This is a genomic window from Kocuria tytonicola (assembly GCF_003687175.1).
Classification (GTDB): Bacteria; Actinomycetota; Actinomycetes; order Actinomycetales; family Micrococcaceae; genus Kocuria; species Kocuria tytonicola.
The window spans coordinates 1,660,354-1,683,812 of sequence record NZ_RDEX01000001.1 but is presented as its reverse complement, the minus strand read 5'-3'; the positions used below and the strand labels follow the sequence as shown (position 1 = coordinate 1,683,812).

21 protein-coding genes are annotated in these 23,459 nt (G+C 69.1%); 14 read left to right on the top strand and 7 right to left on the bottom strand.

The window, feature by feature from the left end:
- The first annotated feature begins 16 nt into the window (after positions 1–16).
- The 8 genes from EAE32_RS07610 (at position 17) to EAE32_RS07575 (ending at position 9,450) form a co-directional block, all read left to right on the top strand.
- Positions 17–1,114 (top strand): PhoH family protein, encoded by a 1,098-nt coding sequence (locus EAE32_RS07610; RefSeq protein WP_121864650.1) that lies wholly within the window; start codon positions 17–19, stop codon positions 1,112–1,114.
- Positions 1,115–1,182: 68 nt separating this feature from the next.
- On the top strand, positions 1,183–1,617 hold the full coding sequence (gene ybeY / locus EAE32_RS07605; RefSeq protein ID WP_240625180.1) for an rRNA maturation RNase YbeY: 435 nt from the start codon (positions 1,183–1,185) through the stop codon (positions 1,615–1,617).
- A 100-nt stretch (positions 1,618–1,717) separates the two neighbouring features.
- A complete protein-coding gene (locus EAE32_RS07600; protein ID WP_121864649.1) occupies positions 1,718–2,761 on the top strand; it encodes a GTPase Era in 1,044 nt (347 codons plus the stop codon).
- A gap of 93 nt (positions 2,762–2,854) precedes the next feature.
- The gene (locus EAE32_RS07595) at positions 2,855–4,459 is read left to right on the top strand and encodes an LCP family protein (protein ID WP_121864648.1); all 1,605 of its coding nucleotides are present in this window, start codon (positions 2,855–2,857) and stop codon (positions 4,457–4,459) included.
- 170 nt (positions 4,460–4,629) lie between these two features.
- A complete protein-coding gene (leuA, locus tag EAE32_RS07590) occupies positions 4,630–6,372 on the top strand; it encodes a 2-isopropylmalate synthase (protein WP_121864647.1) in 1,743 nt (580 codons plus the stop codon).
- Between the two features lie 147 nt (positions 6,373–6,519).
- Complete coding sequence (gene recO, locus EAE32_RS07585) at positions 6,520–7,278, top strand: DNA repair protein RecO (RefSeq protein WP_121846413.1); 759 nt, start codon at positions 6,520–6,522, stop codon at positions 7,276–7,278.
- A gap of 88 nt (positions 7,279–7,366) precedes the next feature.
- Positions 7,367–8,179 carry an isoprenyl transferase gene (locus tag EAE32_RS07580; protein ID WP_121864646.1) on the top strand — a complete coding sequence of 271 codons (813 nt, stop codon included), beginning with the start codon at positions 7,367–7,369 and terminating at the stop codon, positions 8,177–8,179.
- Positions 8,180–8,355: 176 nt separating this feature from the next.
- Complete coding sequence (locus EAE32_RS07575; protein WP_121846410.1) at positions 8,356–9,450, top strand: quinone-dependent dihydroorotate dehydrogenase; 1,095 nt, start codon at positions 8,356–8,358, stop codon at positions 9,448–9,450.
- 55 nt (positions 9,451–9,505) lie between these two features.
- Here EAE32_RS07575 and EAE32_RS07570 read toward each other — a convergent pair whose 3' ends face one another.
- On the bottom strand, positions 9,506–10,126 hold the full coding sequence (locus tag EAE32_RS07570; RefSeq protein WP_121846409.1) for a DUF3043 domain-containing protein: 621 nt from the start codon (positions 10,124–10,126) through the stop codon (positions 9,506–9,508).
- 80 nt (positions 10,127–10,206) lie between these two features.
- Between EAE32_RS07570 and EAE32_RS07565 the strand changes: the two genes are divergently transcribed.
- From EAE32_RS07565 to EAE32_RS07545, 5 genes are all read left to right on the top strand, one after another.
- Complete coding sequence (locus EAE32_RS07565; protein WP_121864645.1) at positions 10,207–11,619, top strand: dipeptidase; 1,413 nt, start codon at positions 10,207–10,209, stop codon at positions 11,617–11,619.
- 85 nt (positions 11,620–11,704) lie between these two features.
- On the top strand, positions 11,705–12,073 hold the full coding sequence (locus EAE32_RS07560; RefSeq protein WP_121864644.1) for a HesB/IscA family protein: 369 nt from the start codon (positions 11,705–11,707) through the stop codon (positions 12,071–12,073).
- A 270-nt stretch (positions 12,074–12,343) separates the two neighbouring features.
- Positions 12,344–13,207 (top strand): aa3-type cytochrome oxidase subunit II, encoded by an 864-nt coding sequence (ctaC, locus tag EAE32_RS07555; RefSeq protein WP_121846406.1) that lies wholly within the window; start codon positions 12,344–12,346, stop codon positions 13,205–13,207.
- 10 nt (positions 13,208–13,217) lie between these two features.
- Entirely contained in the window at positions 13,218–14,939 is a 1,722-nt protein-coding gene (gene ctaD, locus EAE32_RS07550) for an aa3-type cytochrome oxidase subunit I (RefSeq protein WP_121864643.1), read from the top strand.
- Entirely contained in the window at positions 14,936–15,340 is a 405-nt protein-coding gene (locus EAE32_RS07545) for a cytochrome c oxidase subunit 4 (protein ID WP_121846404.1), read from the top strand. The genes ctaD and EAE32_RS07545 overlap by 4 nt, the downstream gene beginning before the upstream one ends.
- 1,426 nt (positions 15,341–16,766) lie before the next feature.
- Here EAE32_RS07545 and qcrB read toward each other — a convergent pair.
- The 4 genes from qcrB to ctaE form a co-directional block, all read right to left on the bottom strand.
- Entirely contained in the window at positions 16,767–18,434 is a 1,668-nt protein-coding gene (qcrB, locus tag EAE32_RS07535) for a cytochrome bc1 complex cytochrome b subunit (RefSeq protein WP_121846425.1), read from the bottom strand.
- The gene (qcrA, locus tag EAE32_RS07530; protein WP_207803861.1) at positions 18,434–19,528 is read right to left on the bottom strand and encodes a cytochrome bc1 complex Rieske iron-sulfur subunit; all 1,095 of its coding nucleotides are present in this window, start codon (positions 19,526–19,528) and stop codon (positions 18,434–18,436) included. Before qcrA ends, qcrB begins: the two co-directional genes overlap by 1 nt.
- Positions 19,529–19,600: 72 nt before the next feature.
- Positions 19,601–20,392 carry a cytochrome bc1 complex diheme cytochrome c subunit gene (gene qcrC / locus EAE32_RS07525; protein ID WP_121846427.1) on the bottom strand — a complete coding sequence of 264 codons (792 nt, stop codon included), beginning with the start codon at positions 20,390–20,392 and terminating at the stop codon, positions 19,601–19,603.
- A gap of 58 nt (positions 20,393–20,450) precedes the next feature.
- Positions 20,451–21,089: an aa3-type cytochrome oxidase subunit III gene (gene ctaE / locus EAE32_RS07520; RefSeq protein WP_121864640.1), complete on the bottom strand. Its 639-nt coding sequence runs from the start codon at positions 21,087–21,089 to the stop codon at positions 20,451–20,453.
- A gap of 181 nt (positions 21,090–21,270) precedes the next feature.
- Between ctaE and trpD the strand changes: the two genes are divergently transcribed.
- Positions 21,271–22,326: an anthranilate phosphoribosyltransferase gene (trpD, locus tag EAE32_RS07515; RefSeq protein WP_121846430.1), complete on the top strand. Its 1,056-nt coding sequence runs from the start codon at positions 21,271–21,273 to the stop codon at positions 22,324–22,326.
- 153 nt (positions 22,327–22,479) lie between these two features.
- Here trpD and EAE32_RS07510 read toward each other — a convergent pair whose 3' ends face one another.
- Together EAE32_RS07510 and EAE32_RS07505 are read right to left on the bottom strand one after the other, a co-directional pair.
- Positions 22,480–22,761, bottom strand: coding sequence for an Lrp/AsnC family transcriptional regulator (locus EAE32_RS07510; RefSeq protein ID WP_206059886.1), 282 nt, complete (start codon positions 22,759–22,761; stop codon positions 22,480–22,482).
- 221 nt (positions 22,762–22,982) lie between these two features.
- On the bottom strand, positions 22,983–23,450 hold the full coding sequence (locus tag EAE32_RS07505) for a DUF3054 domain-containing protein (protein WP_121846432.1): 468 nt from the start codon (positions 23,448–23,450) through the stop codon (positions 22,983–22,985).
- Positions 23,451–23,459: the final 9 nt, after the last annotated feature.

Genomic DNA, 23,459 nt, shown 5'->3' with positions numbered 1-23,459 from the left:
GGTACGCTGGGACGTGATGACCGAACGACTCGAGGGGACCGACACCCTGACCACTCCACCCAGTGAATCCACCCGTGTGACCGTGCACCTGCCGGACCGTGACACCGCCGTGCGGTGCCTGGGGCAGGCGGACTCCACCCTGCGCCTGCTGGAGGGCCAGTTCCCCTCCGTGCGCATGACCGTGCGGGACCTGGACGTCTCGCTCGACGGACCCGTGGTGGAGACCCGCCTGGCGGCGTCGCTGCTCGAGGAGCTGCTGGCCATGGCGCTGCGCGGCACGGAGATCACCGAGCGCACCGTCATGCGCGTGTCCCGGATGATGCGCGAGGCCCAGGGCCTGCGCCCCTCCAGCGCCCTGTCCACGAGCATCCTCTCCACGCGGGGCCGCACCATCCGGCCCAAGACCGTGAACCAGAAGGCCTACGTGGACGCGATCGACGAGCACACCGTCGTCTTCGGGATCGGCCCCGCCGGCACCGGAAAGACCTACCTGGCCATGTCCAAGGCCGTGCGCGCCCTGCAGGCCAAGGAGGTCAACCGGATCATCCTCACGCGCCCGGCCGTGGAGGCGGGGGAGCGGCTGGGGTTCCTGCCGGGGTCCCTCAACGACAAGATCGACCCCTACCTGCGGCCCCTCTACGACGCCCTGCACGACATGATGGACCCCGAGTCCATCCCCCGGCTCATGGAGGCCGGCAGCATCGAGGTGGCCCCGCTGGCGTACATGCGCGGGCGCACCCTGAACGACGCCTTCGTGATCCTGGACGAGGCCCAGAACACCACGCCCGAGCAGATGAAGATGTTCCTCACGCGCCTGGGGTTCGGCTCCCGGATCGTGGTCACCGGTGACGTCACCCAGGTGGACCTCCCCGGCTCCACGAAGTCCGGGCTGCGGCAGGTGCAGCACGTGCTGGGCGGCATCGACGACATCGCGTTCTGTGAGCTGACCTCGGCGGACGTCGTGCGCCACGAGCTCGTGGGGGAGATCGTGGCCGCGTACGACCAGTTCGACACCACCAACCGGCACCGCGTGGAGCGGGCCCGCCGGAAGGAGGACCGTCGCGCGGAACGCAGCGCGGGCGGCGTCGGCGAGGCTCAGGGGTCCGGCGCGTGAGCGTGGAGTTCGACCTCCCCTGGGACTCGCAGGAGGAACAGGGAGAGTGGCCCGAGGCGTACCGCGCCGTGGACCGTGCGCAGCTCACCGCGCTCGTGGAGCTGGCCTTCCGCCGCTGGCACGTCCACCCGGACAGTGAGGTCTGCATCGCGGTGGTGGACGAGGACCGGATGGCGCAGCTGCACGAACAGTGGCTGGACCTGCCCGGTGCCACCGACGTGATGTCCTTCCCCATGGACGAGCTGCGCGAGGGCACGCCGGAGGAACCCGCCCTGGGGGTGCTCGGTGACGTGGTGCTGTGCCCCCCGGTGGCCGAGCGCCAGGCGCAGGCCGGGGGCCACAGCACGCGGGACGAGCTCTGCCTGCTCACCGCGCACTCCCTGCTGCACCTGCTCGGGCACGACCACGCCGAGGAGGACGAGCGTGCGCGCATGTTCGCGGCGCAGCGCGCGCTCCTGGAGGAGTTCCTGGGCCGGGACGCGCCCGTGGAGACCATGTCATGACCCCGCCGCACACTCCCGCCCCCTCCCACGCCGCGAGCTGCCGTGCCGCGGCCCGGCGGGGCGGCCACCGCAGCACCCACCGCAGGACCGAGGACCACGCATGAGCCAGGACAGCACCACCACCCCCGAGGACTTCCGCGCCGGTTTCGCCGTGTTCGTGGGCCGCCCCAACGTGGGCAAGTCCACCCTCACGAACGCCCTCGTGGGGCGCAAGGTGGCCATCACCTCCAACCGCCCGCAGACCACGCGGCACACGATCCGCGGCATCGTCCACCGCCCCGACGGCCAGCTCGTCCTCGTGGACACCCCCGGCCTGCACCGGCCCCGCACACTGCTGGGCCAGCGGCTCAACGACGTGGTCGCGGAGACCCTGGGCGAGGTCGACGTGATCGGCTTCTGTGTCCCCGCGGACCAGAAGGTGGGCCCGGGGGACCGGTACATCGCGCAGCAGGTGGTCGCCGCCGTGGGTCGCACCCCGGTGGTCGCCATCGTGACCAAAGCGGACCTCGTCCCGCAGGAGCGGCTCATGGAGCAGCTGCTGGCGGTGAGCGAACTCGGCCGCGAGGTCGTCACCGCCGAGCGCGAGCAGCGGGAGGCCCGACGACGCCGCCGCGACGCCGCGTCGTCGGGCACCGCGCGTCCCGCGCGGGACGGCTCGCAGGACGACTCCGCGGGCTGGGCCCACGTGATCCCGGTGAGCGCGGCGGACGGCTACCAGATGGCGGAGGTGGCGCAGCTGCTCGTCTCGATGATGCCGGTGTCCCCGCCCCTGTACCCGGAGGGTGACCTCACGGACGAGCCCGAGGTCACGATGATGGCCGAGCTCGTGCGCGAGGCCGCCCTGGAGGGCGTGCGGGACGAGCTGCCGCACTCGCTGGCCGTGGTGGTGGACGAGGTCTCCGAGCGCGAGGGCCGCTCGCCCGAGAACCCCATGCTGGACGTCCACGCGAGCCTGTACGTGGAACGGCCCTCGCAGAAGGCCATCGTGATCGGGAAACGGGGAGCGCGCCTGCGCGAGATCGGCACCCGGGCCCGCGGCCAGATCGAGGCGCTGCTCGGCACGCGGATCTACCTGGACCTGCACGTCAAGGTGGCCAAGGAGTGGCAGCGGGACCCCAAGCAGCTCTCGAAGCTGGGGTTCTGAGCCCCGCCCCCGTCCGCCCGCAGACCGCGCGCTGACCGCTCCCGCCCGTGCGGTGCGGTCACCGCGACCCCCGACAGAGCACAGGAGTCACCGGTGGATCCCAGCTCAGCACCGCGTGGTCACCGCCGCGCCCAGGAGCAGACCCCGTGGGCCACGCACCCCGCGCGTCGCACGGACCCCTCTGGCGAGCCGTACGACCTGCGCCAGACCGGGCGCCACCACCGCGCACGCGCGCACGGCTCCTCCGCGAAGAAGGTCGCGGCCATCCTCGCCGTCCTCGCCCTGGTGACCGTGATCGGGATCGGCGGCATCGCGGCTCTGAGGCTCACGGGGAACCTGACCTCGAGCCCCCTGAACCTCTCCGACGGGGCCGCCCCCGCCGAGGACGGTCCGCTGGACATCCTGGTGATGGGCTCGGACACGCGCAGCGGCACGGGCAACACCGAGTACGGCAGCAAGGACGACTCCGAGGGCCGCACGGACGTGATGATGCTCGTGCACGTGACCGAAAAGCGCGACGCCGTGACCGTGGTGTCCTTCCCGCGCGACCTCATCGTGGAGATCCCGCAGTGCACGGACCCGGACACCGGGAAGGTGTACCCCGCGGAGAAGGACATGCTCAACAGCGCGGTGGAGCGCGGCGGCCCGGGGTGCACCGTGGCCGCCATCGACAAGCTCACCGGGGTGCACACCGACCACTTCATGCTCGCGGACTTCAACGCCGTCAAGGAGCTCTCCAGTGCCGTGGGAGGTGTGGAGGTGTGCGTGAACGAGGCCGTGGACGACCCCAAGTCCGGGCTCAGGCTCCCCGCCGGGATCTCCACCGTGGAGGGCGAGCAGGCGCTGGCGTTCCTGCGCTCACGCGCCGCGTTCGGCAACGGCGGCGACGAGGCCCGGATCCGCTCCCAGCAGGCGTTCCTGGCGTCCCTGACCCGCAAGATCCAGGCGGACGGGACCCTCACGAACGTCCCGCAGCTGTACCACATCGCCGAGGTCATGACCCAGAACCTGCACGTGGACCAGGGGCTGACCTCCATCCCCACGCTCGTGCAGATCGCCGGGACCTTCAACGGCATCGACCTCGGACGGATCGCGTTCGTGACCGCCCCCACCGAGCCCTACCCCGCGGACCCCAACCGCCTCCAGCTGGACCAGAAGCCCGCGGACAAGCTGTTCACCACCCTGCGCGAGGACGTGGCGGTCACGGGCGCGGCGGAGTCCGCGGCGCCGTCGTCGGACCCGGCCACTCCCGCACCGGGTGCGTCCGCCGCGAAGAGCGGCGGAGCGTCGTCGCGCCCCTCCGCGAGCCCGAGCCCCACTCGCCCGGCCGTGGACCCAGCCCTCGTGCCGGTGACCGTGACCAACCGCTCGGACACGGGGGGCCGCGACGCCCAGGTGGTGCAGCGGCTGCGCACGGGGGGCTACGACCAGGCCCGCTCCGGGAAGTCCGGGGCGCAGCTGTCCGCCACCCAGATCTTCTACCACCCGGACTGGGCCCTCGCCGCGCAGGACATCGCCGCGCTGCTCGACGCCGCTCCATCTCAGCTGGTGCCGAGCTACGAGGTGGGCGGCGTCCAGGTGGCCGTGGGCCAGGACTTCACGCACGGCGAGCGGATCGACCGCGGACAGGGCCTTCCGGACGACCTCCAGGGTCAGACGGCGGAGCAGGTCACGTGCCAGGCCACCGCGGAGCAGTGAGGGTCGAGTGAGCCGGACCACAGGTGGTAGTTTGGATCGCATGCGGTCCGACGTGCAGCTCCTCCTGCTTACGTGCCGCAGCGGGGCCTGACTCGATCACCCACGGCCGAGCACCCGCTGCGGAGTTCCACCACGCCGGCCACCCGCCACAGCTCGAAAGGCCCCACCCCGTGAAGAACCTGCAGCGCCCCTCCGGCATGCCCGCCCACAAGTACACCCCGTACCACCAGAACTTCCCGTTCGACATGTCCGACCGCACGTGGCCGGACAAGGTGGCCACCACCGCGCCCCGCTGGTGCGCCGTGGACCTGCGGGACGGCAACCAGGCACTGATCGATCCCATGGACTCCGAGCGCAAGCTGCGCATGTTCCAGCTGCTCGTGAAGATGGGGTTCAAGGAGATCGAGGTGGGCTTCCCGTCCGCGTCGCAGACGGACTTCGACTTCGTGCGGACCCTGGTGCAGGGCAACCACATCCCGGAGGACGTCTCCATCCAGGTGCTCACCCAGTCCCGGGAGCACCTGATCGAGCGCACCTACGAGGCCATCGACGGCGCGCCCCGGGCCATCGTCCACCTGTACAACTCCACGTCCACCCTGCAGCGGCGCGTGGTGTTCAACCAGGACATGGACGGCATCGTGGACATCGCCCTGACCGGCGCCCGGCTGTGCCGCAAGTACGAGGAGCAGCTCAGCGGCACCGCCGTGACCTACGAGTACTCCCCGGAGTCCTACACGGGCACCGAGCTGGAGTTCGCGGCCCGGATCTGCAACGAGGTCGCGGAGACCTTCGAGGTGGGCAACGGGCGCTCCATGATCATCAACCTGCCCGCCACGGTGGAGATGGCCACGCCCAACGTGTACGCCGACTCCATCGAGTGGATGGGCCGCCACCTGTACCACCGGGACGACATCGTCCTGTCCCTGCACCCGCACAACGACCGTGGCACGGGTGTGGCCGCCGCCGAGCTGGGCTACCTGGCCGGCGCCGACCGCATCGAGGGCTGCCTGTTCGGCAACGGCGAGCGCACGGGCAACGTGGACCTGGTGACCCTGGGGCTGAACCTGCTCACCCAGGGCGTGGACCCGCAGATCGACTTCTCGGACATCGAGGAGATCCGCCGCACCGTGGAGTACTGCAACCAGCTGCCGGTGCCCGAGCGCAGCCCCTACGGCGGTGACCTGGTGTTCACGGCGTTCTCCGGCTCGCACCAGGACGCCATCAAGAAGGGCTTCGACACCATGCAGCGGGACGCCGAGCAGCAGGGCGTCGGGGTGGACGAGCTGGAGTGGGCCGTCCCCTACCTGCCCATCGACCCCAAGGACGTGGGGCGCAGCTACGAGGCCGTGATCCGCGTGAACTCGCAGTCCGGCAAGGGCGGCGTGGCGTACCTGCTCAAGAGCGAATACGGGATCGACCTGCCGCGCCGTGCACAGATCGAGTTCTCGGGCGCCGTGCAGAAGTACACCGAGACCTCGGGCTCCGAGGTCTCGGCCCAGCAGCTGTGGAAGATCTTCTCGGACGAGTACCTGCCCACCACGGACGGGGACTCGCGCTGGGGCCACTACCGCATCACCTCCATCTCCACCCACGCGCAGGACGAGGGCAACACGGTCCTGGAGGTCGGCCTGGACGTGGGCGGTGAGCATCGTGAGCGCACCGCGCAGGGCACGGGGCCCATCGACGCGCTGGTGAACCTGTTCAACCAGGAGGGCGTGGACGTGCGGCTGCTGGACTACACCGAGCACACGCTCTCGGCCTCGGCCAACGCCCAGGCCGCGAGCTACGTGGAGCTGGCCGTGGGGGACCGCGTGCTGTGGGGCGCGGGGATGGACACCAGCACCACGCGGGCCTCGCTCAAGGCCGTGATCTCCGCCGTGAACCGGGCCGTGCGGGACGCGCAGGCGGACTGATCCCGCGGGGCGGCAAGCTTCGGGCCCCGCTCCTCCCTTCCACGGGAGGAGCGGGGCCGCGTCACGGGCGTGGCGGGGAGGCGGTCCTACGACCCCCGGTGGGAGCCGTGGGGCTGCGCCGCCGCCGGCGAGTGGCACAATGGCGCGGTGCCCCGTTCATCCTTCGCCTCGCGCAGCTACCGCGACGACGCCGTGGTGCTGCGCACCTACAAGCTGGGTGAGGCAGACCGGATCGTGATTCTCCTGACCGCCGAGCACGGCCAGGTGCGGGCGGTGGCCAAGGGGGTTCGCCGCACCACGTCCCGCTTCGGTGCACGGCTGGAGCCCTTCAACGTGGCACAGGTGCAGCTGGTCAACGGCCGCACCCTGGACATCGTGTCCCAGGCCGTGGGCAAGCGGCCGTACGGGGAGGCCATTGCCGCGGACTACGAGCGCTACACCGCCGCTGCCGCCATGGCCGAGACCGCCGAGAAGCTCACGGAGGACGACCACGACACCGCGGCCCAGCACTACCGGCTGCTCGTGGGGGCGCTCTCGGCCGTGGCCCGGGGGCTGCACGAGCCGGGCCGCATCATGGACTCCTACCTCCTGCGGGCGGTCTCGCTGGCCGGGTGGGCGCCGAGCTTCGTGGACTGCGCGCGGTGCGGCGCGCCCGGGCCCCACCGTTCTTTCTCCGCCGCGCTCGGCGGCGCGGTGTGCCCCCAGTGCCGCCCGCCGGGCTCCGCTGCTCCGAGCGAGGCGACGTTCGTTCTGCTCAACGGGCTCCTGCACGGCCACTGGCCCACGATCGACGCCGCCGACGCCCGCACCGCACGCGCTGCAGCGGGTTTCGTGGCCGCGTACATCCAGTGGCACATGGAGCGCACGGTCCGGTCCCTCGCGCTCGTGGAGCGCGCGGAGGGCTGAGGGTTCTCGGAACGCCCCGTGCTGGAGTACCTCGTGCCGGAACGCCCTAGGGTGGAGGCAACAGACCATCCGTCGAGAGGACCGCCCCGTGACTCCCTTCTCCCCGCCGCCCCTGCACCCGAGCGGAGCCACCGCTCCCGCGATCCCCGCGGCCGCCGTCCCTCGGCACGTGGCGCTCGTGATGGACGGCAACGGACGCTGGGCCAACGAACGCGGTCTGCCCCGCACGGAGGGTCACCGGGCGGGGGAGCGAGCCCTGATGGACGTGGTGGCCGGCGCCATTGACCTGGGCATCCCGTACGTCTCCGCCTACGCGTTCTCCACCGAGAACTGGAAGCGCTCTCCTTCAGAGGTGGCCTTCCTCATGAACTTCACGGGTGACGTGATGGAGCGGCAGCTGCCCACGTTCCAGGAGTGGGGCATCCGGGTGCGCTGGGCCGGGCGACGGCCCCGGCTGTGGGGATCGGTGATCAACCGTCTGGAGACGGCCGAACGGGAAACCCGGGACAACGACGTCATCACGCTCACCATGTGCGTCAACTACGGGGGCCGGGCGGAGATCGCGGACGCGGCGGCAGCCATGGCGCGGGACGTGCAGGAGGGACGCCTCAAACCGGGGTCGATCACGGAGGACACCGTGCAGCGGTACCTGGACGAGCCGGATCTGCCGGACGTGGACATGTTCCTGCGCTCCTCGGGGGAGCAGCGGCTGTCCAACTTCATGCTGTGGCAGTCCGCCTACGCCGAGATGGCCTTCCTGGACGTGCTGTGGCCGGACATGGACCGCCGTGTCCTGTGGCGCGCCGTGCAGCAGTACGTGGCACGGGACCGTCGGTACGGCGGGGCCGTGGACAGGGCGGGCAGCGTCAGGTCACCACTGGCCGGGGAGAATGAGAACTGAGAAGCCGACGGTCAAAGAAGGTGCAACTTTCGATTATCAGTTGATGTTCGCACTTCAAGCGCGTCTTTAAACTGCAGGAACAGCGGCCTGCTCTCAGGATCAGCTCAGCTCTCCACGCCCGCACCGCCCGCCCGCCGGTCACGGGCGCCCACCCGCCGGTGTGGAAAGCTGGTGCCATGCGCGTGTACCCCACCTTCTTCAAGGCCGCCTTCTCGTGGATGGACCCCGAGCTCGCCCACACCCTGGGATTCGCCGGCATCCAGCTCGCTCACCGGTGCGGCCTGGGCCGCGTGCTGAGCCGGATGACCGCTGCGGACGGCGGCAGCGAGGTTCACGTCATGGGCCTCACGTTCCCCTCGCCGTTCGGGTTGGCCGCGGGCTTCGACAAGGGGGCCACGGGCACGCACGCCCTCACGGATCTCGGATTTGGGCACGTCGAGATCGGCACGGTCACGGGTCAGGGCCAGCCCGGAAACCCCCGCCCCAGGCTGTTCCGCCTGGTGGCCGACCGGGCCGTGGTCAACCGCATGGGTTTCAACAACGACGGCGCCCGCGCGGTCGCGCCACGGGTGGCATCGGCCCTGCACACGCTGGCGCAGGATGCGGCCCGGACGGGGCGGCGTCGTCCGGTGGTGGGGGTGAACATCGGCAAGACGAAGGCGGTGGGCCTGGAGGACGCGGTGGGGGACTACGTGCTGAGCACGGCCACGCTGGCCCCGTACGCGGACTACCTCGTGGTGAACGTCTCGTCCCCCAACACCCCAGGGCTCCGGCAGCTGCAGGAGCTGGATGCGCTGCGCCCCCTGCTCCGGGCCGTTCGGGCGGAGGCTGACCGCGTCACCACGCGGCGGGTCCCTCTGCTCGTGAAGATCGCGCCGGACCTCGCGGACGAGGACGTCCTGGCTGTCGCGGACCTGGCGCTCGAGCTGGGGCTGGACGGCATCGTGGCCACCAACACCACGATTGCCCGGGACGGACTCGGACTGCGCAGCGACCGCGAGGCCGTGGCGCAGTGCGGTGCCGGCGGCCTCTCGGGCGCCCCGCTGCGTCGTCGTTCGCTCGAGGTGCTGCGCCTGCTCAGGGAGCACGTGGGGGATCGGCTCGTCCTCGTGTCCGTGGGTGGGGTGACCACGGCCGAGGACGTGCTGGAGCGGTTGGACGCGGGAGCGTCCCTGGTCCAGGGGTACACGGCGTTCCTCTACGAGGGACCGTTCTGGGCCGCGCGCATCAACCGCGGACTCCGACGGGCGGCCCGCAGAACCTCCGCCTGAGCCCGACGAGGGCCGGTCCACGGGGTGGACCGGCCCTCGTCGTGTGCTGCGTGGCCTACTCGGGGCGCTCCCCGCGGCGCACCTGGGGCTTGGGCAGCCGCAGCCGCCGGATGGTGAAAGTCCGCATGGCGGCGTACCACCGGGTGCCGCGCTGGACGGTGCCGAACCTGCGGCGCATGGCCGCGTGCATGCGCTGGGTGGTGATGACCGCGTCCAGCACGCACAGGGCGATGTACCCGTAGACCACCCAGATCAGCGTGAGGGCCACGGACTGCACGGGCAGGAAGAGGAAGACGATGATGGCGAGCATGACGACCAGCACGTACTCGCCGATGTTGAAGCGGGAGTCCACCCAGTCGCGCGCGAAACGCCGCTGGGGACCGGCGTCGCGGGGGCCCAGGTAGCGCTCGTCGCCCGCGGCCATGCCGGCCTGGGCCTGCGCCCGGCGCTCCCGCTCCGCCTGCCGGGACTCGGCCTTGGCGGCCTTGCGGTCCGCGGGGATCAGGGGACGACGCCGCGCGGCCTCCTGCTCCTTGCGCGTGGGGGTGGGGCGACCCTTCTTCCCGTCGGGGGTGTGGCCGTCGCGGGCACGCCCGTCCGGCTCGACGGCGGTCACGGCCGTGGCGCGCACGGCGGTGGATCCCGTGGATTCCTCTGACTTCCTGCGTCCAAACACCGGACCAGCCTAGCGGAGAGCGGGCGGGTTCCCGGCCGTGTGTCCGGGCACCGCACAGGCTCCGTGACTAGGCTGGGGCCATGAGTGCTGACTTCACACGCCCCAGTTCCGAGACGGTCGAGGCCCTGCGCGCGCGCGTCACGGACTCCCGCGACACCCTGCTGCGCGAGCTCGGGGAGCTCGTGGCCATCCCCGGCATCGCGTGGGACTCCTTCGACGCCGCCGAGCTGGACCGCAGCGCCCGTGCCGTGGCCGGCCTGCTGGAGGAGCTGCCGTTCGACAGCGTGGAGGTGCTGCGGGTGCCCTCGCAGGACGACGCCGGGCACCCCGCCGTCGTCGCCCGCAAGGCCGCCGCATCCGGGTTCCCGACGATCCTGCTCTACGCCCACCACGACGTGCAGCCCCCCGGCAAGCGGGAGCTCTGGAACTCGGAGCCGTTCGAGGCCGTCGAGAAGGACGGTCGGCTCTGGGGTCGCGGTGCCGCGGACGACAAGGCCGGGGTGATGGCCCACGTGGGTGCCCTCCGTGCGTTCTTCGAGCGGCAGGGTGGCGAGCCCGGCCTCGGTGTCACGGTGTTCGTCGAGGGTGAGGAGGAGGCCGGTTCGCCGGGCTTCGAGGCGTTCCTGGCCGCTCACAGGGACAAGCTGGCTGCCGACGTCATCGTCATCGCCGACTCCGCGAACTGGGAGGTCGGGGTGCCCGCGCTGACCACGAGCCTGCGCGGCGTCGTCGGCGGGATCGTGGAGATCGGCGCGCTGGACCATTCCGTCCACTCCGGCATGTTCGGCGGTCCCGTGCTGGACGCGCCCACGCTGCTGGCACGCCTGATCGCCACCCTGCACGACGACGACGGCGCCGTGGCCGTCCCCGGGCTGCTCAGCGAGGACGACACGGACGTGGACTACGACGAGGCGAGCTTCCGGGTCGACGCCGGAGTGCTCGACGGCGTGCAGCTGGCCGGACGCGGCTCGATCTCCTCCCGGATCTGGACGCAGCCGGCGCTGTCCGTCACGGGGATCGACGTCACGGACGTGGCCACCGCGTCCAACACCATTGCGGCCACTGCCCGCGCGAAGCTCAGCCTGCGCATCGCGCCGGGGCAGGACCCGAAGGAGGCCGCCGAGGCCCTGCGGAAGCACGTGCTGGACAACGCCCCGTTCGGCGCCCACGTGAGCTTCGAGATCGAGGAGACCGGACCGTCGTTCCGCGCCGACACCCAGGCCGCGAGTTCGCAGATCGCCCTGTGGGCGTTCGAGCAGGCGTGGGGGCGTCCCGCCGTGACCGCCGGCATGGGCGGATCCATCCCCTTCACCGCGACCCTCACCGAGGCGTACCCTGAGGCGCAGATCCTGATCACGGGGATCGAGGACCCGGACACGCGGGCGCACAGCGCCAACGAGTCCCTGCACATCGGGGACTTCCTGCACGCGGTGACCGCCGAGGCCCTCATCCTCACCGCCCTCGCCGAGCAGGGCGGACGCACCGCGGAATGATTCGCGCGGGTCGGGCGTTCCACACGCCGAAAGCCCCGACACGCACTCAGGGATGCGACCCCGCGTCGCACGGAAAGCGAGCAGCATGAGCGTCACCACCGACAACGAGACCACCCAGGACCTGCCTGCCCACGAGGTCCTGCTGACCGACACCGCCGCCCAGAAGGTCCGAGACCTGCTGGAGCAGGAGGGCCGCACCGACCTCCGCCTGCGCGTGGCCGTGCAGCCGGGCGGCTGCTCCGGTCTGATCTACCAGCTGTACTTCGACGAGCGCGTCCTCGACGGGGACCACGTCCGCGACTTCGGTGGCGTGGAGGTCATCGTGGACAAGATGAGCGTCCCGTACCTCAGCGGTTCCACCGTGGACTTCGAGGACACCATCTCCAAGCAGGGCTTCTCGATCGACAACCCCAACGCGCAGGGTTCGTGCGCGTGCGGCGACTCCTTCCACTGAGTCGTCGAGCACCGGGAGGGGTGCGCGGTCCTGGGAGGGCACCGCGCACCCCTTTTCGCACGTCCGGGATGTGTGCGGGGTCCGCGGAACGCGGGCCCGGAGAGCTGCGGCGGCGCGGGCCCGGCACGACACGGCGGACTGACACAGTGTCAGCACATCGGGGGGCCGAGGGGTAAGCTTCCGAGGGAGAACCATCAACGGGCAACGTGTTCTCTGTGCCCACGTGCACGAGCTATGCAGAGCCCACATACAGAAGAGGAAGGGCCGTCTGTGAGTTCGCAAACTCGAACCGGCAGCCGCCGCGGCCGGAAGCTGAAGGTCTCGGCCGCAGCAGTCCTGGCGACGATCTCGCTCACCGCTTGCTCCGAGCAGTCGAAGGTGGGCTTCCTGCCCACCCAGCGCGGCACCACCGACAACGCCGACCAGATCATGGATCTGTGGATCGGCTCCTGGGTCGCCGCCCTGTGCGTCGGTCTGCTGGTGTGGGGTCTCATGCTCTGGTGCATGGTGGCCTACCGCCGCCGGAAGAACGAGACGGGCTACCCGCGGCAGCTGGCGTACAACGCGCCGCTCGAGATCTTCTACACGATCGTGCCGATCGCCATGATCGTCTCCCTGTTCTTCTTCTCGTTCCGCGCGCAGACCGAGATCACGGACCGCTTCGAGAACCCCGACACCAAGATCCAGGTGTACGGCAAGCAGTGGGCCTGGGACTTCAACTACCTGGATGAGAACGTCCACTACCAGGGTGTCCAGGCGCACCTCACGGGTGAGCCCGGTGTGGAGAAGACGCTGCCCACCCTCTACCTCCCCGCGGACAGCAAGGTGGAGCTGCAGATCACGTCCCGTGACGTCATCCACTCCTTCTGGGTGCCGGCCTTCCTCGAGAAGATCGACATGATCCCGGACCGCACCAACTACATGAGCTTCACCACCGGCCGCGAGGGCACCTTCGCCGGCAAGTGCGCCGAGCTGTGCGGGGAGTACCACTCCGAGATGCTGTTCAACGTGGCCGTGGTCAGCCAGGAGGAGTACGACGCCCAGATGCAGAAGCTGCGCGACGAGGGCAACACCGGATTCGTCGGCGACGAGTACAACCGCAACCCCAACCTCCACGAAACCTCCAACAACTAGGGGATAGGCAATGTCTACGCTCGAATATTCGCGGGACGACGCGGCTTCGGCCGCACCCCGCGTTGTCCCGCGATCCAAGGGCCGGGTGATCGTCAACTGGCTCACCTCGACCGACCACAAGACGATCGGGTACATGTATCTGATCTCCTCGTTCATCTTCTTCTGCGCGGGCGGCATCATGGCGCTGCTCATCCGCGCCGAGCTCTTCGAGCCCGGAATGCAGATCCTGGAGACGAAGGAGCAGTACAACCAGCTGTTCACCATGCACGGCACGATCATGCTGCTGATGTTCGGCACGCCGCTGTTCGTGGGTTTCGCCAACGTCATCGTGCCCCTGCAGCTCGGCGCCCCGGACGTGGCTTTCCCGCGTCTGAACGCGCTGGCGTTCTGGTTCTTCCTGTTCGGCTCCCTCATCGCGGTGTCCGGCTTCATCTCCCCGCAGGGTGCCGCGTCCTTCGGCTGGTTCGCCTACGCACCTCTGAACAGCACCACCTTCAGTCCGGGGGTCGGCGGTGACCTGTGGGTCTTCGGTCTGGGCCTGCAGGGCTTCGGCACGATCCTTGGTGGCGTGAACTTCATCACGACCATCGTGTGCATGCGTGCGCCCGGCATGACCATGTGGCGCATGTCGATCTTCACCTGGACCACGCTGATCACCTCCATGCTGATCATCATGGTCTTCCCGCCGCTGGCCTCGGCCCTGTTCGCACTGGGCATGGACCGTCGCCTGGGTGGCCACGTGTTCGATCCCGAGAACGGTGGGGCCATCCTGTGGCAGCACCTGTTCTGGTTCTTCGGACACCCTGAGGTGTACGTGCTTGCGCTGCCGTTCTTCGGCATCGTCTCCGAGATCATCCCGGTGTTCTCCCGCAAGCCGATCTTCGGCTACAAGGGCCTGGTGTTCGCCACCATTGCGATCGCTGCCCTCTCGGTGACCGTGTGGGCGCACCACATGTACGTCACCGGCGCCGTGGCCCTCGGGTTCTTCTCCTTCATGACCATGATGATCGCGGTCCCCACGGGCGTGAAGTTCTTCAACTGGATCGGCACCATGTGGCAGGGCTCGCTCACCTTCGAGACGCCCATCCTGTGGGTGCTGGGCTTCCTGTTCACCTTCCTGTTCGGTGGCCTCACCGGCATCATCCTGGCGACGCCGCCGCTGGACTTCCACGTCTCGGACACGTACTTCGTGGTCGCGCACTTCCACTACGTGATCTTCGGGACCATCGTGTTCGGCATGTTCGCGGGCTTCTACTTCTGGTGGCCCAAGTTCACGGGCAAGATGCTCAACGAGCGCATCGGCAAGGTGCACTTCTGGCTCCTGTTCGTCGGCTTCCACATGACGTTCCTCATCCAGCACTGGCTGGGCGTGGACGGCATGCCGCGCCGCTACGCGGACTACCTGCCCGAGGACGGCTTCACCTGGATGAACCAGTTCTCCACTATCGGCTCCATGCTGCTGGGCGTGTCCATGATCCCGTTCTTCTGGAACGTGTACACCACGCACCGCAACGCCAGGAAGGTCGAGGTGGACGATCCCTGGGGCTTCGGTGGCTCCCTGGAGTGGGCCACCTCGTGCCCGCCCCCGCGCCACAACTTCACCTCCCTGCCTCGGATCCGTTCCGAGCGCCCGGCGCTGGATCTGCACCACCCGGAGCTCTCGGCGTTCTCCAGCCAGCAGTATGAGGCCGAGACCCCCCTGGTGGGCGGCAGTGGAAGGAATGGACGATGAGCGCAACTATCAAGACCTTCCTCTTGCTCGGTGTGTTCTGCACCGTGGTGGGATTCATCTACGGATATGTGACGGACTTCCAGGAGTTGGCCGGGTTCCCGGCACTGCTGGCCGTCGCCGCGATGAGCTTCATGCTCGTCGTCTACCTGTGGCTCGTGCAGCGCTCCACCGGGGGAGTTCTCCCGGAGGACCGCGAGGACGGCGAGATCGTGGAGATGGCCGGCGAGTACGGCGCGTTCTCCCCGTGGAGCTGGTGGCCGCTGCTGCTCGGCATCGGTTGCGCGCTCTTCGTGACCGCGCTGGCAATTGGTCCGTGGATCATCGGCCTGGCCGTCCCCGTGGCCCTGCTCGGCCTCCTGGGCCTGATCTTCGAGCACTCCCGAGGAGACCACGCGCACTGACCGTGCATCATTGAGGTTGGGAAGGCCCGCGTCGTTCTTGGACGGCGCGGGCTTTTTCGTGTCCACACGTCATGGCCGCGGGCCTCGCTCAGGGGCCAACGCACGGCCTCCGGGGTACGAGGTGGAGCCTGAGGACTGGACGGATGCGGTCGCTACCGGGACGGGCGAAGAAAGGGGAGGGTTCGGAAGAGGAGAAGGCCGTCCAGCCTGCGAGGAAGGGGCGCGCGAGAGGCCGGATGCCGAGGAATCCGGCTGGCGGCGTGGGGGACGCGCTGAGGGCCGCGCGGGGGCTACTACGGTGGGCCGGGTGGGGTATCAACGAATAAGAGGACACGCTGACCGGACGACACCGCCACCGGGGCCTGGGTCTACACGCAAGCATTCCGGACACCCGGGTATCGCCCGCAGCGGCGTGGGCCCCGTTGCGGCTCGCACGAAAGAGAAGACGGGGGCGCGGACGAAGCGCAGCACGGGAACCCCTGGGTGGGCCAGCGGAACACGGGGAAGCCGCGGGCGTGGTCAGGCACGTGACGGGAAGAAACCCGACCCGGTCGTGAGTACGGTTGGGGAGCCCATCGGGGGGTCTGTCGGCACGCGCTCCAGCATCGGGCGCACCCCGCGGCAGCCCCGGTAGATCGTGGCTCCCGATGCGCTACCGAGGGAAGTCATGTACGGCGAACCCCGCCGGGGTCGGTTCGTCGGGGTGGGATCTGCATCCCTGGTCGCCATGACCTCGACAACGCCGACCAACGAGCCAGCCTGGGTGGCTCGGGCCACCCAGGCCCCCAGAGTGGTACAAGGGGGGCGCGTTCGCGCCCTGTGGGCGGTTCACCAGGAGACGTGTCCCCGGCCGGCGCCTGCGGTCCCACAGCCCTCAACGCCCCCGCCCTGCGTCGGCTGCCGCAGCCGCGACGGTTCCCCGGCCATCCCGGCGGCCACCAGCGACATGGGCAGTCCGGATAGTTCCGCAGTCCCGCGATGTCGACGATCCCAACCGCCCTCCTGCGGGGCTCCTCGAGCTCGGAATCTGCCGGCCCTGCTGACGAGGAGACCGCTCCTAGGTGGTACATGAAAAGCGGGTAGGGCTGTCCGCGCAGGCGGGACCGCCGGTCCGCCTCGTGCGCCTGACCGTCGCGCCCCTCCGGCGATCACATGGGACCCGTTGCGACCCCACGGGGCCGGGGCACAGAGCGTTGTGAGCCCCGGGAAAGGCAGGGGAGTGGTCCGGCTGGCGGGGGGCCCGGTGCGAGCAGGATGACGTGGTCAGGGACGCTACCTCTCCAGACCCCCGGGCCACCGACTCGTGACTGCCCACGAAAACCGTCAGGGAAGCCGGAGACCTTCATGAAGAGGGCGTGCGAAGGGCCCGTGACGATTGGTGGATCGTCACGGGCCCTTCAAGGGGGCAGAGCGCCTGCTCTGCCGACTACTTCTCGAGCTGGGCGGAGTGCGAACCCGCACCCACAGCGACAGGCTCGGCGTCGTGGTGGCCGTGGGCCGCCTCGAGCTCAGCCGGAGTCACCGGTGCCACGCGGTCCTCGAAGAACATGCGGCTCAGGCGGCCGCGCATCTTCTCACTGCCGGTGATCTTGCCCTTGGCGTTCGCCCGGGCAGGCTGGACCTGGTGGTCCTGGAAGTCCACCAGCTTGTAGCGCCGGTACTCGTCCAGGGGCTCGTGGACCTCCACGAACTCGCCGTGGGGCAGGGCCTGGATCCGGCCGGACTCACGCCCGTGGAGCACGATCTCGCGGTCCTTGCGCTGCAGGGACAGGCAGAAGCGACGCACGATGATGAATGCCAGGATGGGGCCCAGGAAGTACAGGGCACGCAGCCAGTAGATGACGTCGTTCACGGCCAGGTGGAAGTGGGTTGCAATGAGGTCGCCGGAGGCGGCAATCATCTGCACCGCGTAGAAGGTGACCCCCGCGGCACCCACCGCCGTCCGGAACGGCGCGTTGCGCGGACGGTCGAGGATGTTGTGCACGCGGTCGTCCCGGGTGACCCAGCGCTCGATCCAGGGCCACGCGAACATCACACCGAACATCCCCGCCATAGGGATCAGCGGCAGCAGGATGGCGAGCGGGATGGCCAGGCCGAACAGGTCGATCTCCCAGGAGAACGGCCAGGAGCCGGGCATGAGGCGCAGACCGCCGTCGGAGAACCCCATGTACCAGTCGGGCTGCGAGCCGGCCTGAACGGGGGAGGGATCGTAGGGACCGTAGTTCCAGATCGCGTTGATCGTGGTGGTGCCTGCAATGGCAGCCAGGATGCCGAACACGATGAAGAAGAAGCCACCGGCCTTCGCCGCGTAGACGGGGCCCACGGGGAAACCCACCACGTTGTTCTCGGTGCGGCCCGGGCCGGCGAACTGGGTGTGCTTGTGGACGACCACCATGAAGAGGTGGACGACGATCATCATGAGGATCAGCGCGGGGATGATCAGCACGTGCACGATGTAGAGACGGCCGATGATCGCGTGGCCGGGGAACTCCCCGCCGAACATGAACATCGAGATGTACGTGCCGACCACGGGGACGGACTTGGCAATCGCGTCCGCGATGCGCAGGCCGTTGCCGGAGAGCACGTCGTCGGGGAGCGAGTAGCCGGAGAAGCCCGCGACGATCGCGAGGATGAAGAGCACGCAGCCCACCACCCAGTTGAGCTCACGCGGGCGGCGGAAGGCCCCCGTGAAGAAGACGCGCAGCATGTGCACGGAGAGCGCCATCACGAACAGCAGCGCTGACCAGTGGTGCAGCTGGCGCAGGAACAGGCCACCGCGGATGTCAAAGGAGATGTTCAGCGTGGAGGCGTAGGCCCCGGACATCTCGACGCCCTGCATGGGCACGTAGTTGCCCTGGTACTCCATGGAGGTCATGGTGGGGTCGAACCACAGTGCCAGGAAGGTGCCGGACAGCAGCAGGATGACGAAGCTGTACAGCGCCACCTCGCCGAACATGAAGGACCAGTGGTCCGGAAAGACCTTGCGGCCGAACTCCTTGACGATGGAGGAGCCACCCACGCGGGTGTCCACGAAGTTGGCAATCCGCCCGGTGCGGGTGGTGGGACGGTATTCGAAGTCACTAGATGTGGACATCACTTAGCCTCATCCTGCATGTCGTTGACGGCGAAGCCGCGCTGCGAGTAGGTGGGGCCCACGGGCTCGTGGAAGTCGCTGCGCGCAACCAGGTAACCGTCGGAGTCGACGGAGATGGGCAGCTGCGGCAGGGGCCGGGAAGCCGGGCCGAAGATGACCTCGCACTCGTTGGTGAGGTCGAACGTGGACTGGTGGCACGGGCACAGCAGGTGATGCGTGTGCTGCTCGTACAGTGCGATGGGGCAGCCCACGTGCGTGCAGACCTTGGAGTAGGCGAAGATCCCGTCCACGTTCCAGTCCTTGCGCTCCTCGGACACGTTGACCTTGTCCGGATCGAGGCGCATCAGCAGAACCACGGCCTTGGCCTTCTCGTTGAGGTAGCCGTCCTCGTGGCTGAGGCTGGTGAGGTTCTCGGGAATCACGTGGAAAGCCGAGCCGAGGGTGACGTCGGACGCCTTGATGGGGGTGCCGGAGGGGTCACGCACGAGACGCACGCCCTGGTCCCACATGCTGTGGCGCAGCACCTTGAGGTCGGTGGGGCCGAGGTCCTTGAGCAGGCCGACGAAAGGCAGCGGCATCAGCACGGCAGCGCCGATGAGCGTGTTGCGCAGCAGGGGCCGGCGCTTCACACCGGACTCGTCGTAGATGGTGTTCAGGATGCCCTGGGCCTCGGAACGCTCGTCCTCGGTGCGAATGTCGTGGCGCTGCTCGACGATCTCGTGGTCCGGCATGAGCGTGCGGGCCCAGTGGACCACGCCCACGCCGATGCCGAACATGCCGAGGGCTATGCCCAGTCCGAGCAGCAGGTTCTGCAACCGCAACCGCGAGGTGGGCTCGGTGTTCACGGCGTCGTAGAGCGGGCCGTCCACGCGGATTCCGAAATAGGCCACGAAGAAGATCACGGAGCCGATCACGGAGAGCAGGAACAGCAGGACCACCTGATGCTCGGCTCGCTTGGCCGCCTTGGGGTCGACGTCCGTCACGCGGGGTCGGTGCGGTGGGAGTCCCGGGTTCGGGAAGTGCTCCATGTCCGCTCCGTCCGAGGTGACAACCGCCCCGCTCTTGGGGGGAGTGCCGTCACGATGGTCGCCCATGTGGTCCCTCATTCTTCTCTTGGTGCTGTGTGAATAGTGTCTAGGGTGCCGGCCAGTGGCCAGCCGGTGCTCTCAGGCGGAGCGGGAGGTCAGCCAGACCGTGAAGCCGATGACTACGACCAGACCGATGGTCCAGATGAACAGACCCTCGGAGACGGGGCCCAGGGAACCGAGGCTGAAACCGCCCACGGTGGTGTTGTTGTCGAGGGTCTTCAGGTACGTGATGACGTCCCGCTTCTCCTCGGGGGTGATGTTCGCGTCGTTGAACACCGGCATGTTCTGCGGGCCGGTCTGCATGGCCTCGTAGATGTGCTCTTCGCTCACGCCCATGAGGGAGGGGGCGAACTTGCCGCGGGTGAGGGCACCGCCCTGCCCGGCGGCGTTGTGGCACATGGCGCAGTTCGCCAGGAACACCTTGGCGCCTTCCGCAGAGTTGCCCTTGGAGATGTCGAGGTCTTCCTCGTCCGGGACGGAGGGACCCGCGCCGAGGGAGGCGACGTAGGCGGAGAGCTGCTTGGTCTGCTCTTCGTTGAACTGCTGGGGCTTGACCTGCGCCTGCGGGCCCTGCATCTGCATCGGCATGCGCCCGGTGCCCACCTGGAAGTCCACGGCGGAGGCGCCCACGCCGATCAGCGACGGGCCGGTCCCGGTGCCCTCCGCCTTCATGCCGTGGCACGTGGAGCAGTTGGACTGGAACAGCTTCTCGCCGTCCTGGATGTCCTGAGCCGAGTAGGTGGTGGTCTCGGCCTTGGCTTCGTTGGTGGTTGTGGCAACTGCGTAGAGTCCACCGGTCAGAAGCAAAGCCATGACCAACAGCGCCAGGGCTGCCATGGGATGGCGGCGCTTTTGTGAGAGTGCCTTCACGTCAAACGTTCCTTTAACTCGGGTCTAGAACTGGAATGGGCGGATGGTCCGGACCCGACTACTTGATGAAGTAGACCAGGATGAAGAGGACGATCCAGACGACGTCGACGAAGTGCCAGTAGTAGGACACCACGATGGCGGACGTGGCCTCGTAGTGCCCGAATCGCTTGGCGACGAAGGCACGGCCGATGATGAAGAGGAAGGCGATGAGGCCGCCGGTCACGTGCAGGGCGTGGAAGCCCGTGGTGATGTAGAAGGCGGAACCGTACGCGCTGGCGGCGATGGTGACCCCTTCGGACACCAGGGAGGCGTACTCGTAGACCTGGACGGACACGAACACGGCACCCATGAGGAACGTGAGGGCGAACCACTCGGTCATGCCCCACTTGGTGATCTGGAAGAGACCCCCGGTGCGCCGGGGCTGGAGCCGCTCCGCCGCGAACACGCCGAACTGGCAGGTCACGGAGCTGAGCACGAGCACCAGGGTGTTGACGGTCGCCATGGGCACGTTGAGCACCTCGGTGTTCTCCGACCAGACCTCGGGAGAGGTGGCGCGGAGGGTGAAGTACATGGCGAAGAGTCCGGCGAAGAACATCACCTCGGAGGACAACCACACGATGGTGCCCACGGAGGTGAGGTTGGGGCGAGTGATGCTCGCGCCCACCGGTTTGGCTGGGGTATGAGTCGCAGTTGTCACAGAGACATTATGTCGCCAAAACTCTCGGCGGACCAACCACCTGGGCGTTCGGGGTCCACCGTGTCGCCGGGCCCGCCCTCCCCGTTCCGCATCGGCGTCGGCGACGGGGGAGGTACCGGGGTGCCCCTCACCCGTGCCGTGGGCAGGTGCGGGGGGCGAGTCGCCCGGTAGAGTCGGGGATGTGAGTACTTCCAGCAGCCCCCGAGCACCGTTCCAGTGGCCCGATCTCCTCACCGCCCTCGCGCAGGGGGAGGACCTCACACGGGACATGGCGTACTGGGCCATGGACAGCATCATGGCGGGTGAGGTTCCGGACGCGGTCATCGGCGGTTTCCTGATGTCCCTGCGGACCAAGGGTGAGAGCGTCGCCGAGCTCAATGGACTGGCGGACGCCATGGTGGCACACGCGCGCCCCGTCTCCGTTCCCGGCCCCGCGCTCGACATCGTGGGCACCGGTGGTGACCGTCTCTCGAGCGTCAACATCTCCACAATGGCTGCCCTGGTCTGCGCCGGCGCGGGGGCGCGCGTGGTCAAGCACGGCAACCGGGCGTCGTCGTCCAAGTCCGGCTCCGCGGATGTCCTGGAGGCCCTGGGCGTGCGGCTGGACATGCCCGTGGACCTGGTGCGGCGCTGCGCCACGGAGGTGGGGATCACCTTCCTGTTCGCCCAGACGTTCCACCCGTCCATGCGCTTCGCCGCCGCCGCGCGCAAGGCCCTGGGAGTACCCACGGCATTCAACTTCCTGGGCCCCATCACCAACCCGGCACGCGTGTCCGCCTCCGCGATCGGCGTGGCCGACGCCGCCTTGGCGCCGCTCATGGCCGGCGTGTTCCAGAACCGGGGGGACCGTGCACTCGTCTTCCGCGGGGGAGACGGGCTCGACGAGCTGACGGTCACGGCGCCGTCGGCCGTGTGGGAGGTCCGCGACGGTGCGATCACGGAGCACACGGTCGAACCGCTGGAGTTCGACATGCCGCGCGCGAGCATTGCCGACCTGCGCGGTGGCGACGCCGCCCACAACGCGGGCGTGGTGCGCGACGTCCTCGACGGCGCCCGCGGTCACGTGCGCAACGCCGTGCTGCTCAACGCCGCCGCGGGTCTCGTGGCGGTTGCGGAGGCCTCCGACCAGCCGTTCGCGGAGCGGTTCGAGGCGGCCGTTACTCGCGCCGCCGACGCCGTGGACTCGGGGGCCGCGCGCGGGGCGCTCGACCGCTGGATCGCCTTCTCGGCCGCCTGACCCGGGGCGCCGGCACCGTTCGGGCCCACGGTTCAGCGCTGCTCCACCCTCACGCCCCCGACACGATGCGGAGCCCGGCTGCACTGGACGACGACGCCGCTCGCCCCGTTGCCGGGGGAGCGGCGGCGTGCTGTTCGGGCTGGTGCGAATCCCTCAGTCGTCGATGCCGAGGGAGAACGCCGCGTCGAGATCGTGGGTGCTGTAGGTGCGGAAGGCGATGTTGGTGCTCGTGGACTCCACGCCCGGGACCTTGGACAGCTCGTCCGCAATGACGTCCGCGAGCTGCTCGTGCTGCTCCACGCGCACCAGGGCGATGAGGTCCCACTCGCCCGTGACCGAGTAGACCTCGGACACACCGCGGATGTCGGAGACCTGCTGCGCAACCTCGGGAATCCGGTCGGAGGAGGTTCTGATGAGGACGATGGCGGTGAACATGGCATTCCTTTCCACGGTGTCGTCCCAGAGTAGCGGTGACAGCCGGGGAAGATGTGGGCGGCTGGTCAGCGCCCGGTGGGCCCGGGGTGGCGGTCGAACAGCACGGGGGAGGGCTGCCGTGTGGGGAGCTTCTGGGCAATTCCGGGTCGCCGGTGATCCGACGGTGTGCCTGGGCAACAAGTGCGCGTTGCTCGCGACGGGGAGGTCGGGGGAATTCCGGCTCAGCGGCCTCGGGAGTGCAGCACTGCCGCGAGGACGAGCCGGTATCCGACCAGGAGGACCCCCAGGACCACGATGCTCACCACGACGAACGCCAGTGCGGTGCCCTGCCCGGTGAACGTTCGCAGCACCATGCCGCCCACCACTGCGCACAGCCACACCGAGACGCCCGTGGGGATCACCGCTGCGGGACGGTTCGCCCCGCGGCACGCGAGCGAACCCACGAGCGCGCCCACCATGAACGGCCACGCCGTGAGCAGCATGCCAGCCACGTCTTCCCCGTGGCTCGCGCGACCGATCGCGGCGAAGACCACCACCAGCACGAGGTCCACGACGAGGAAGATGGGCCAGCGGGACGCTGAGATGCGGGCCGCACGACGCTCGGGGGAGACGGGGTCAACCGCGCGCGATGCGGGGGGAGCAACGGGAGTGGGTTCGGGATGCGTGGACGGCTCGGATGCAGAGGTCATGGGGCTACT